The organism is Candidatus Electronema sp. TJ (assembly GCF_048287355.1).
Taxonomy (GTDB): Bacteria; Desulfobacterota; Desulfobulbia; order Desulfobulbales; family Desulfobulbaceae; genus Electronema.
Map to the genome: position 1 here is coordinate 1 of NZ_JBLWEP010000076.1, position 10,844 is coordinate 10,844.

Annotated in this window: 10 protein-coding genes; 2 read left to right on the forward strand and 8 right to left on the reverse strand. The window is 58.3% G+C overall.

Going from position 1 to position 10,844, the window contains the following annotated elements; genetic code table 11:
* Positions 1 to 2,662: MASE3 domain-containing protein (locus ACNKID_RS07035; RefSeq protein ID WP_417912738.1), on the reverse strand; the 2,662-nt coding region annotated here is incomplete at its 3' end.
* On the opposite strand from ACNKID_RS07035, the gene ACNKID_RS07040 reads away from it, so the two are divergent.
* The gene (locus ACNKID_RS07040) at positions 2,546 to 2,863 is read left to right on the forward strand and encodes a hypothetical protein (RefSeq protein ID WP_417912739.1); all 318 of its coding nucleotides are present in this window, start codon (positions 2,546 to 2,548) and stop codon (positions 2,861 to 2,863) included. The two genes, ACNKID_RS07035 and ACNKID_RS07040, sit on opposite strands and share 117 nt — an antisense overlap.
* A 69-nt stretch (positions 2,864 to 2,932) precedes the next feature.
* Here the strand turns inward: ACNKID_RS07040 and ACNKID_RS07045 are convergent, their stop codons facing one another.
* Positions 2,933 to 5,257 carry an AAA family ATPase gene (locus ACNKID_RS07045; protein ID WP_417912730.1) on the reverse strand — a complete coding sequence of 775 codons (2,325 nt, stop codon included), beginning with the start codon at positions 5,255 to 5,257 and terminating at the stop codon, positions 2,933 to 2,935.
* Positions 5,258 to 5,433: 176 nt separating this feature from the next.
* Between ACNKID_RS07045 and ACNKID_RS07050 the strand changes: the two genes are divergently transcribed.
* Positions 5,434 to 6,138 (forward strand): OmpA family protein, encoded by a 705-nt coding sequence (locus ACNKID_RS07050; RefSeq protein WP_417912731.1) that lies wholly within the window; start codon positions 5,434 to 5,436, stop codon positions 6,136 to 6,138.
* A gap of 80 nt (positions 6,139 to 6,218) precedes the next feature.
* On the opposite strand, the gene ACNKID_RS07055 is transcribed toward ACNKID_RS07050, so the two are convergent.
* From ACNKID_RS07055 to ACNKID_RS07080, 6 genes are all read right to left on the reverse strand, one after another.
* Positions 6,219 to 6,608, reverse strand: coding sequence for a hypothetical protein (locus tag ACNKID_RS07055; protein ID WP_417912732.1), 390 nt, complete (start codon positions 6,606 to 6,608; stop codon positions 6,219 to 6,221).
* Between the two features lie 85 nt (positions 6,609 to 6,693).
* Positions 6,694 to 7,686 carry an adenosylcobinamide-phosphate synthase CbiB gene (gene cbiB, locus ACNKID_RS07060; protein ID WP_417912733.1) on the reverse strand — a complete coding sequence of 331 codons (993 nt, stop codon included), beginning with the start codon at positions 7,684 to 7,686 and terminating at the stop codon, positions 6,694 to 6,696.
* 15 nt (positions 7,687 to 7,701) lie between these two features.
* Positions 7,702 to 8,535, reverse strand: coding sequence for a 3-methyl-2-oxobutanoate hydroxymethyltransferase (panB, locus tag ACNKID_RS07065; RefSeq protein WP_417912734.1), 834 nt, complete (start codon positions 8,533 to 8,535; stop codon positions 7,702 to 7,704).
* Between the two features lie 34 nt (positions 8,536 to 8,569).
* Positions 8,570 to 9,457, reverse strand: coding sequence for a serine protease (locus ACNKID_RS07070; protein WP_417912735.1), 888 nt, complete (start codon positions 9,455 to 9,457; stop codon positions 8,570 to 8,572).
* A 115-nt stretch (positions 9,458 to 9,572) separates the two neighbouring features.
* The gene (locus ACNKID_RS07075; protein WP_417912736.1) at positions 9,573 to 10,046 is read right to left on the reverse strand and encodes a hypothetical protein; all 474 of its coding nucleotides are present in this window, start codon (positions 10,044 to 10,046) and stop codon (positions 9,573 to 9,575) included.
* 205 nt (positions 10,047 to 10,251) lie between these two features.
* Positions 10,252 to 10,844: hypothetical protein (locus tag ACNKID_RS07080; RefSeq protein WP_417912737.1), on the reverse strand; the 593-nt coding region annotated here is incomplete at its 5' end.

Here is a 10,844-nt window from a genome sequence, read left to right on the forward strand (position 1 = left end):
GCGCCCGATGCTCGTCAATCAGCTCGCTGAAGCCGGTGCAAAGAAGAACCGGCAGTTCCGGTCGCCGCGCAAGAAATTTAGCGGCCAATTCCGCGCCGGTCATTTGCGGCATGGTCATGTCTGTAAGCAGCAGGTCGAAATCGTACGGTCGCCGCTCAAACAAGGCGCAAGCCTCGGTGCTGCTGGTCAGCGCAGTAACCTGATAGCCAAGGCTCTCCAAGATGTTTCGACTTAGGGCGGCGATGTTTTCGTCATCATCCACGACCAGTATCCGCTCATGTCCTCCGGGTAGCGGCGCAATCTCCTCACCCGGAAGAGCGAGGGGAGTTTCTTGAATGACCGGAAGAAAAAGCTGAAACGCCGCGCCGTTGCCCAGCTCGCTGGACACCATGACATCGCCTCCGAAATCTAAAGCAATGCTTTGCACCAAGGCCAGCCCCAGACCTGTGCCCTCGCCCTTGGGTTTGGTGGTGAAATACGGCTCGAAAATCTTTTCCAGCAGTTCTTCAGGAATGCCGGGGCCGGAATCCCGCACTTCCAGCTTCAGATACAGACCGGGCGGCAGCCGCAGCCTGCCAGGCACATTGCCTTCATCCAGCTTGATCTGCTCCAGAAAAATTTCCAGCAGGCCGCCGGTTTCCCGCATCGCCTGGTAGGCATTGGTGCAGAGATTCATCACCACCTGATGAATGCGTGTGGGATCGGCCAGCACCGCTCCGCAGGCCGGATCCAAGCGGGACCGGATTTCGATGGTGCTGGGAATGGATGAACGCAGCAGCTTGAGTGTCTCTTTGATGATCGGCTGAAGGCGCAGCGGCTGCAGATCCTGTTCGCATTTGCGGCTGATGGCGAGAATCTGACGCACCAGCTCCTTGGCTCTGCCGCCCGCCCGCTGCACTTCCTCCAGCCAAGGAATGACATCGCTGCCTGCGGGCAAGGCATCCAAAGCCATTTCGGTGTAACCGAGAATCGGCCCTAAGATATTGTTGAAATCGTGGGCGATGCCGCCGGCCAAAGTGCCGATGGCTTCCATCTTCCGCGCCTGCCGAAGCTGGTTTTCCAGCTTCTTGCGCTCCTGCTCCTCCTTTTTTCGTCCAGTGATGTCGCGCATGATGGCGCGGACAGAAACCACCCGGCCATTCTCCAGCAGGGGCATGGCACTGACTTCCACATCCACTTGGCCGCCGTTGCGGGTGAGCAAGGCAGTTTCGTAACTGTTCACACAGCATCCGGTGCGGAGCACCTGATCCAAAAACATTTCTGTCCGGCTGCGGAAATCGGGATGAATGATGTCCAGCAGCGGTGCGCCAACCACCTCGTCCCGGTTTGCGCAGCACAGTGTCCGCAGCTCGGCGGGGTTGACATCAACGATTTTCTTTTCTTGGCTGACGATATGAATCATGTCCGGCGCATCATTGAACAGGCTGCGGTATTTGAACTCGCTGCGGCTCAAGGATTCCTCCATCTGCTTGCGCTGCACCGCCAAGGCGAAAACAGCGGCCAGCCGCTCGGCGGCAGCCATGTCCTGATCAGTAAAGTCGCTGTCCTTGTCCGCTAAAGCGATTCTGCCCACCGCCCTGCCGCCGATCATCGCCGGCACATGCAAATAATTGCGGCAGGGCAGCCGTTCCGTCGAGACAACCACAGGCCGTCTGAGGGTGGCGAGGGTGTTGGTGTAGAAGCCCTGCCTAGTGTTGAGAACGCTGTCCCAAGGAAAGGCGGCAGGCTCGGCATCATTCTCTGCGTCCAAGATCGCCTTGGCCGCGCCTTGCTCGCAACCGATCAGTTCCTTGGCCGCCCGGCCCGCCAGCTTTTCTATCTCCCGCACCGAAAGCGAGCGGGAAATAAAGGTGTCTGCGAGCTGGGCCAGCGTCCGGTTCACCGCCAGCTCCCAAAGCAGTTCTTTTTCCGTCCGCAGCCGTTCGGCCATTTCTGCTTGGAGGCTGTCCCGGCTCTGCTGGAGGGCGGCGGTGCGCTTGCGCACTTTCGCTTCCAGCTCCTCCTTGTGCGTGTTCAGTTCACGAAAGAGAGTGTTGTAAGGCTGGGTCAGTCCGGTGGCGATCACCGCCCGGTAGATGGAGTAATACGAAAAGATGCGGAAAAGATGGCTGGCGAAGCTGGCAAAACTCTGACTGACGACATGAAAGGTCTGGGCCAGCTCCGCCGCAATGGCGAGCAGCACGGCGGCCTGCATCAGGCGCAGCACTTCGCGGTCAAAATTGGCCCGATGCCAGTGCAGAAGCGGCAGCGAGCAGGCGAGCAGAAAGGCGATAACATATTCGGCCTGCTGCTTGAATTCTGGCAGCCTGCCGCTGCGTTCCGCTTGGCAGGACGGAAAAACCGGACAGATGAAGATCAGGAGCAGCAGCAGGCCGAAGACCAGCAGATAGGCGGCCATGGTCCATCCGACACGGCATTTTCGGCGGATGAAACAGAAGGCCAGCAGCAAGGAGCAGCTCTCCATGCTCCGGGCCGCCAGCCAGAGCTGCGCCGAGGCTGCGGCGGTCGCAGGCGGAAAAATGCCCATGCCTGCGAAGGTCAGGCAATGCAGCAGGTCAAGCAGGCCGATGAAAAGATAGGCTATGCCGAGAAAAAGAAAATAGTGGCTCGTCTGGATATGCCTTGTGTTCCACGCGAAGATAAAAATCGCGCAGGCGACAATGACGCTGAATATTTCCGCCAAGGCATGGAAGAGCAGGTAATTGCAAAAGCTAACCAGATGCAAGCTCAGCGCGATGAAAAGCAGGGCGAGGCAGGGCAGGGAGAACCGGTGTCCGTTTATGATCTTCGCTCTGGCATCCATGTTCCTGAACAGGAAGGAGGCTGGGACTCTTGGCAGGAGACCGCAGCCGCCTGTCAATAATTTTCATTCAGCCTGTTGCATACCACAAATCCGCAGGCCGCCGCAAGGCTTCCGGCGTGTCCGCGCCGCCTACCAGACCGCCCGCAGCCCTTTTGCTTTGCGGAACTGATCAATCTTCCGTTCCAAATCCACCCGCCAGTCGGCATGAATGCGGGCGGCTGAGGGAGCGATCAATTCCGGCAGGCCATAGACCAATCGATCGGCGGCCCGGCTGGCCTCAATCACCGCTTCGATGGAACGGGCACCAAATTTGTATTCCGCCAGCAGCAGGCGGAGGAGCAGGCCGGAGGTTTTGCGGGCCGCGCTCTTCCAGTGCGTCTGCATCTGGTGGGCGATGATGAAGGCCCGTTTGAGCAGGATGCGCCGCAGCTCCTCCAGCTCCTCCGCGCTGGCCGAGTCCTTGAGCAGATAATCCGGCACCTCAATGCCGTCAATGTCCAAAACCACCCTCAGGCGACTCATGAAGTCCGGTATCTTCAAAGTTTTGATGATCTGAAGCTCCTTCGGTTTCTTTGGCGAAAGCAGTCTTTCCATGCCCTCCCAGCTCGCCTTGACCCCGCCTGCGAAAACGAAAATCGCCCGGCCTATATGATACGGAATGCCCTGCACGTAGGTCACGCCGTCCTGCATCGCCGGAAGGAAGTAGCGGAGATAGCCGAACTCATGGCCGTCATAACGGCAGTCGAACTCGTCCCAGAAAGCGATCGGCACCTTGCCCTGCGCCACTGAGGCGCGGATCGGGTCAATAGCGGCGTTGATCTCGTCCGGGCTGGCGAACTGGGTCAGGTTGAATTCAAAAAACACAAAGGGACTGCTTTCATAATGCCGGGCGATCTCGTTGGCCACCTGTTTGACGGCAAAGGATTTACCGGAGCCGGGCGGGCCGAACACGCCGATGCAGAGCGGGCGCAGCACAGATTCCTTGGAGACGTAGGAGTCCATCACTTGATGCAAAGTCAGCACCGGGTCAATCTCCGCCGGATCGGTGGTACGGAGATGACCAAGCCGGAAGATCGGCAGATTGTCAAAACCGGTGTCCCGGTTGACCTCCTCTTTCAGGCAGTGCAGCACCGACATGATCACGTCAATATAACTGAGCGGCGCATCCTCGTTCCTTGGATAGGGATAATCGTACTGATGCCGGAAGAGGGAGCGCAGAGCTTTCTTCTTTTTCTCGCTCCAAGCCTGGCCGGCGGCATGCTCCAGATTTTCCTCGAATTCCGGGGTGAAATACGGCAGCTCAATAAAGGTCGGGTCAATGCTCAGGCTCTCGGCGCAGGAACAGGGCAGGCCGCTGAGGCAGGCCGACGAACAATCCAGCACTGGCAGGCGCAGGCCTTCGTCAAAATGATAGCCGTGCTCGTCCAGCCGCTGCCAGTTGCAGAGCACCTGTCTGGAGAAATCGTAGAAGGCGCGGCGGGAGAAATCAAGGCCGTTTGAGCGCAGGGCTTTGAGGGTCAGCATGGCCGTGACCATGGTGTCATAACAGGGCACCGAGCCGCGTTTGCGCGAGGAGCTTTTCTCCGGCAGACTGCCCTTGCGGCAGCGGAAATAGATGGCCTCCGGGCCGGCATAAAGGATGGCGTGCGGATACATCTCAATGATGATCCGGCAGAGAAAACAGTGCCGCACGCTGTCCCAGAGGCCGACTTCCGGGGTGCGCAGGGCGCGCAGGCACATGGCGACAATGGTTTCCCAATTCACCGAGGAATCCATCTCCATCCGCGTGGTCTCCAAGTCGGAGAGGCGACAGAAGAGGGTGAAACGATCGCCGAGCAGCTTGGCCCAGTGCTGCCAATGGGCAACAGATATGCCCAAGGCGATGCACCACATCCCGGGATTCAGCTCGGTCATCTCGTCGCAGATCTGCGGCGGCATCCCGGAGTCGTCAATCAGCACCATGCCGCTGTTGCCGCCCGCGATCGCGTATTCGTGCCCGCTGAAAGTGAAGAGCGGGGCTGCTGCGCCGCGCTCCTCGGCAGGCAGCAGCTGCTTGGTCATGAACCAGCCCTCGGCGCGGCCGTCTTTGCCGCTCCGCCGTTTGCGGAAGAGCTGATAGACTTGCCGCTCCGCGCCATAGGACAGGGTGTTGATCTTCGGGTTCAGCTCTGAGCCGGAGAGATAGGCCGAGAGCCACGTCAGGCACTGCTCCAGCCGTCCGTGCTCAATCGTCACCGGTCCGGCGAGCAGGACGATGTTGTCGCCAGGATTATAGCCGTAGGCGGGCAGGCTCCCTTCCTCCAACAGGCTGACCTCTTTCACCGGCAGATTGGTGATTTTGACATTGGAGCCAAGGAAAAGTATCTTTTCGCGGTCGGAGAGGGTCTGCATCGAGGTTCGGGTCAGGAAAAAAGGAGGCTGGCGGAACCGCCCGCGCCGGGGCAGCCCGATCATGACTCACCTTTATATCAGGAAAGAACAGCCTGTCAACAGCTAATCCGGGCCGCAGGCCGGAGAGCTGACTCTATGCGCTGAGAATTATGTTTTTTCTTGACGCTGACAGGCCGAGAAAGGTATTTTAGATGGACTTGTTTTCCATCTATATTCACAATTACTGTTGAGGAACTTTTATGAACATCTGCGTGAGCCGAATGCTGCTTTGCGCCTGCACGGCGTTTTCTCTTTTTCTGTTCACTGGCTGCGGCCCGAAACCGGTCGAGCCGTATCAGAAGGGAGCGGACAAAAAAGATGGCGCATCGACCTTCTACGATGCTGATGCCGGAGCTGCGGACGCAGCAGCGGGCGACACTGCCGCCGCAGGAGAAGGAGGCGATTACTCCGCCTTGGACAGCCTGCCTTCCTCGCCCGGAGCGGTTGCGGATATCCAGAATTCTCCGAATGCGCAGACTTCTGTCGAGCCGCTGACCTCCGGCGGCACCAAAGCTCCCGGTTTTGCAGGCGATGAGCAGTCAGCCGACTACAAGCGGAAGAATGGCCGCTCGTCAGCCCAGATGAGGTCGATCTACTACGACTTCGACCAGTCCGCCGTGCGCAGGGATCAAGTTGGCAAGATGGAGGCCAACGCGCAGCATCTGAAGAAAAACAGCAACGCCAAGGTGATCGTTGAGGGCAATTGCGACGAGCGGGGCACCAACGAGTACAACTTGGCCTTGGGCGAGCGCCGCGCCGTTGCCGCGAAGAAATACTTGATCAACTTGGGCGTGGAAGCCGGTCGGATCAGAACCACCTCTTTCGGCGAGGAGCGTCCGCTCTTCCCCGGTGCGCAGGAGTCTGACTACGAGATGAACCGCCGCTCCGATTTCGTGCTGGAGTAACAAAAAACGCGCTCCGGCGCGTTCTGTTGCGGCCTGTTCCTGTCTTGGGAGCAGGCCGTCTGTTTTTTCAAGCCGTCCGTTCAGTCCAGCAGGGACACCACCTTCTTGTCGAGCTTCGCCACAACCTGCGGAATATGCTCCGGCTGCTGCTCCGCCGCCCGCTGGAGCATGTCGCCCCACTGCCGCAGCATCGCGCTGTCAATTTTCCGTATGTCGTTGTTCTTGCTCCACTCGCGCCCGATCTTCATGCCAAGGTCTTCAAGACGCTGCCGCAGTTCGCATTTGATCTCCGCAGGTGCTCTGGCCACCAGCTCTGCTGTGATGTCCTGCCAGCCCCGGGCATAGAGCGTGCCTTTCTGAAAAGTCTCGAACCACGCCTTTTCTTTTGCCGAAAGCTGCCCCGCCGCTTGGCCCGGCGCAGCGGCGAGCAGGCCGAAGATGGCCGCGCAGAAGATAAGTCGGAAACGCATGGCATTCCTCCCCTGAATGCGGTTGAAAAACAGTCTGCTGGTGCTTGTTCTCAATTCTATCAGCCTGCTCGGTCTATTTCAAGACTCAGAGAAGGGCTGCGAGGAGGAAAATTGCGGTGAAGCCGCAGAGGCAGAGCAGCGCGGCAGCCAAGGCAAGGCGGCAGATCAAGACAATATGCCGCCGCAGCAGCGGGTTGAGCGGCTCGCCGATCAGCGGCTTGCGCGTGATTTTGCCGAAATAGCTCGCCTCTCCGCCGAGCTGCACGCCCAGTGCGCCCGCCGCCGCCGCCTCCGGCCAGCCGGAGTTCGGGCTGGCGTGATTGCGGCAGTCACGGAGGAGGATGCGCCAGGCGTTTTCTATGCTGCCGCCTGCCAGCGGGGCGGCTAAGGCAATCGCGAAGCCGGAAAGCCGCGCCGGGAGGAAGTTGGCCAGATCATCCAAGCGGGCTGGGCAATAGCCGAAATGGAAATACCGCTCGTTTTTGTAGCCGAACATCGAATCCATCGTGCTGACCGCCTTGTACAGCATGGCTGCGAGGACGGAGCAGGCCGCAGGACAGTCTCCGCCAGCAGGCAGAGCGATGACTGCGCCGACGAAGGCCCAGAACAGAGGCGCGGTGATGCCGTCGGACATGTTTTCCGCCACGCTTTCGACACAGGCCCGGATCACGCCGGGCGCATCAAGCTGTTCCGTGTCCCGTCCGACGAGCATCGCCACCTGCTGCCGGGCAGCTTCAATGCTTGAAGCCAATGCCGCGTGCACCTGCATGGCATGGCGGACAAGGTCGCGGGCCGCCAAGGTCGTCCAAAGCAGCAGCGCGGCGCAGGCAAGGAAGGCCGGACGCGGCCCCTGCGCAGCCATGAGCAGCGGCGCGGCGCAGGCGCAGCCAGCAGCCAGCAGCACGAACGCAACAGTGAGTCCGCCGCTGCTGCGCTCGCTGACAGGCAGACGGCGGGTGAGCTGCTCCATGCGGGCGGCGAACCAGCCGATCAGCCGGACTGGATGCGGCAGCCAGCGGGGATCGCCGAAAAGCAGGTCAAGCAGGCAGGCGGCGGCAAGAACGCAGAGAAAAGACATCCCGAACAGTCTGCGTCACGCGCCGGAGAGCAATGCGCGGAAATTCTCCTTGCTGGCAAAGCTGTGCTCCGGGCCAGGAAACGCGCCGGACTCCACCTCGCTGATGTAGCTCTGCACCGCCGCTTTGATCTCCGGCGCAAGATTGACGTACTGCTTGACAAATGTAGGGGTGAACTTCTCAAACAGGCCGAGCAGGTCCTGAATCACCAACACCTGACCGTCGCAGTGCGGCCCGGCCCCAATGCCGACAGTGGGCATCGAGACCGCCTCGGTGATCACCGCCGCCAGCTGGGCAGGCATCGCCTCCAAGACAAGGCCGAAGACTCCGGCAGCTTCCAAGGCCCTTGCGTCATCGAGCAGCTTCCTCGCCGCAGCGAGGTCTTTGCCCTGCACTTTGTAGCCGCCCAGCTGCCCGGCAGTCTGCGGGGTCAGGCCAATATGGCCGATGACCGGCACCCCGGCCCTCACCAGCGCACGGACTGTGCCGCAGACCTCCTCGCCGCCCTCGATCTTCACTGCCGCGCAGCCGCCCTCCTTGATGAAACGGATGCCGTTGCTGACAGCCTGCTCCGGGCTGATCTGATAGGAGCCGAAGGGCATGTCGCCGATGACCAAGGCCCGCTCCGCGCCCCGGCTGACTGCGGCGGCATGATGCAGCATCTCCTCCATAGTCACTGGCAGCGTCGAGTCATAGCCGAGGGCCACCATGCCAAGGGAATCGCCCACCAGCAGCGCGTCGATTCCCGCGCCGTCGAGCAGCCGCGCCATCGACGCGTCGTAGGCGGTGAGCATGGACAGCTTGCGCCCGCCCTTCATTTCACGGAACGCTTTGACAGTGGTCTTTTTCATGAACGCTTGATTCAGCCGATGCTCCGGCTGTCTGTTAAAGCAGCAGTTTGAACGCTCCAACCGGCACAGTGCCAGTTCCTGGCTGCGGCGGGACACTGTTGATGATGCTGTCAATCCAGCTTTGGTATTGAGACACTTTGGTGTACACGCCGTATGCCCCTGCCTGAGCGCAGCCGTTCCCCCAGCTGACTATGCCTGTCAGCATATGCTGGTCTCCGGTCAGCGGCTTTACCAGCGGTCCGCCGCTGTCTCCTTGGCAGGAATCCTTGCCGCCTGCGGCCAGACCGGCGCAGATCATGTTCTCCGTGATCTGACCTGGGTAACAGATGGCAGTGTCAACGATAGGCACATCCACCTCCTGCAGCTGCGTCGGATAAGACTGTGGTGCGCCAGGCTGCGCAACAGTGCCGCCCCAGCCTATGACCGTGGTTGAAAGCCCAGGTGCTGAGTCCGCATCGCTTGCGGCAAGGCTGGCGACCGTCGTCTGCGAGGAAGGGGTGGACAATTTGATCAGGGTAATATCATTGTCTTTAGTTGAAGCGTTGTAGTTTGGATGAATAACAATGCGTGCTGAGCGTATCTGCTCATAACCTGCGTTGGGCGTGTCAAGATGGACCGTGCCGAGTACGACATCAACAGTGCTTGCCCCTCCATGCAGACAATGGGCCGCAGTGAGCACCCATTGCGGATGGATCAGCGTGCCGCCGCAAAATTGAAACTGATACAAGTCCTGCGCACCCGCAGACACCAAAGCCGCCATCCAAGGGTATTTGGCAGGATCATCCACAGGCACTCCGCCGACAATTTTCGGGCTGCCGCTCAGCAGAACAGCTCCAGCTCTCTGTTCCGCCGCGTCGGCAGGGCAGATTGCGGAGAAGAGCAGCAACAATGAACCAAACAGCGTTGTTGATAATCGCATCATGGCCTCCTTTTTGATTGTTTGAAGAGACTTTCTTTGATTATACCTGAGCACCGTTGGTTTTCACAGCCCTGTCCTCCGCTGCCTGCCTGCCAAAAACAGGCAAGTGCCGCCCTTCCTATTCCTTCTTGCTTTTCTTTTTCCCTGCGCCGAAGTAGTCGGACAAAAAGGCGAAGGCATAGCCGACCTGCGGATCAAAGGCCGCCGCCGCTTCGGCCCGGTGATAGACGCGCAGCACAGCCCGGTATGCCTCGGCGATGTGAACCATCCGCGTCTCGCGCACCTGCTCCGCCCGCCGCTCCAGCCATTCAGCATACGGAAGAAGCTGATCGGCCAGCTCCAGCTGCTCTGTCACCTTGTCCGGGTCGAATTCCTCCTCGGTCAATCTGAGCTGCTCCGTAAAATCAGGATAGAGGCTGACAACTTGCCGGGCCGCTGCTGGAAACTCAGCCTTCGGCTTCGGCAGGCTGCGAATCTCGTCCGCATCAAGGTCCATCAAGTCAAAGGGCGACAGGTCAATCTGCTTGTCCGCAAGGGTCGGGACATGCGGCTGGCCGTCCGGCTGAGTTGGATTGCTGGTATTGTCTGGCATCGTATCCTCCTGCGGTTGAATTATACGGCTTTGCGCTGCTGATTATTCGTTCATCCTGTCTGCGGTGTGATCAAACCATACATAAGGTATGGTTCAATGTATCATGCGGTATGGTTATCCTGTTTAGAATCATGCTTCAACCAAGCTATGGGCATAGTTCAAGCACGTCGTGAGAGACAATTTCTCCATCCCGGAGAAGTTTATGCTACTGGCATGAATTATCTGGAGCTTCTATGATGGCCGCCTTCTCATAAGGAGGTTTTTTCCAAGCTATCCTACGTTGTTGCAGGATAGCCAAGTCGTTTTGTATGTCTTCAATGAGCCGATCAAGCTCTTTTTTTTCATGCTCTGCTGTATCATCAACAGTATCACTGCTCTCATTAAAATCATATTTCTTATTAAAAGCTGCGCATGTTGCACGAATATTGTCTCTCGCATCCGTTAGGTTGTAGGATGAATACCAATGAAACTCTTTTGCTGAAATATTTTCGGGGAATTCTCTTCTTGCTGAATTCAAATGTTCTCGAAAATAATGCGCTATCCATAAAAAAATAACACTGAAAGATAACAAAATAAACTGAAAGCATATCAGTACAAGATCATTAATCTTACCTCCTTGTTCTTTTATAGTATAGCAAGATAGGCAAACAGTTGAAAATATAATTAGAATGATGCATATTCTGGAAAGAGCCACAGCTATCCAGCTTGTATCTTTTTGGTGTATAATTTTAAGTTCTAATATTCGAGTCAGAGCCAGTGACGATATTATTATTGCGATGAACGCCCATTCTGAAAGAA

Excerpts from the sequence above, each read along its gene's own strand:
- ACNKID_RS07075 (WP_417912736.1), bottom strand. The coding sequence starts at position 10,046 with ATGCCAGACAATACCAGCAATCCAACTCAGCCGGACGGCCAGCCGCAT.
- ACNKID_RS07070 (WP_417912735.1), bottom strand. The coding sequence starts at position 9,457 with ATGATGCGATTATCAACAACGCTGTTTGGTTCATTGTTGCTGCTCTTC.
- ACNKID_RS07050 (WP_417912731.1), top strand. The coding sequence starts at position 5,434 with ATGAACATCTGCGTGAGCCGAATGCTGCTTTGCGCCTGCACGGCGTTT.
- cbiB (WP_417912733.1), bottom strand. The coding sequence starts at position 7,686 with ATGTCTTTTCTCTGCGTTCTTGCCGCCGCCTGCCTGCTTGACCTGCTT.
- panB (WP_417912734.1), bottom strand. The coding sequence starts at position 8,535 with ATGAAAAAGACCACTGTCAAAGCGTTCCGTGAAATGAAGGGCGGGCGC.
- ACNKID_RS07045 (WP_417912730.1), bottom strand. The coding sequence starts at position 5,257 with ATGATCGGGCTGCCCCGGCGCGGGCGGTTCCGCCAGCCTCCTTTTTTC.
- ACNKID_RS07040 (WP_417912739.1), top strand. The coding sequence starts at position 2,546 with ATGCAGCAGGTCAAGCAGGCCGATGAAAAGATAGGCTATGCCGAGAAA.
- ACNKID_RS07055 (WP_417912732.1), bottom strand. The coding sequence starts at position 6,608 with ATGCGTTTCCGACTTATCTTCTGCGCGGCCATCTTCGGCCTGCTCGCC.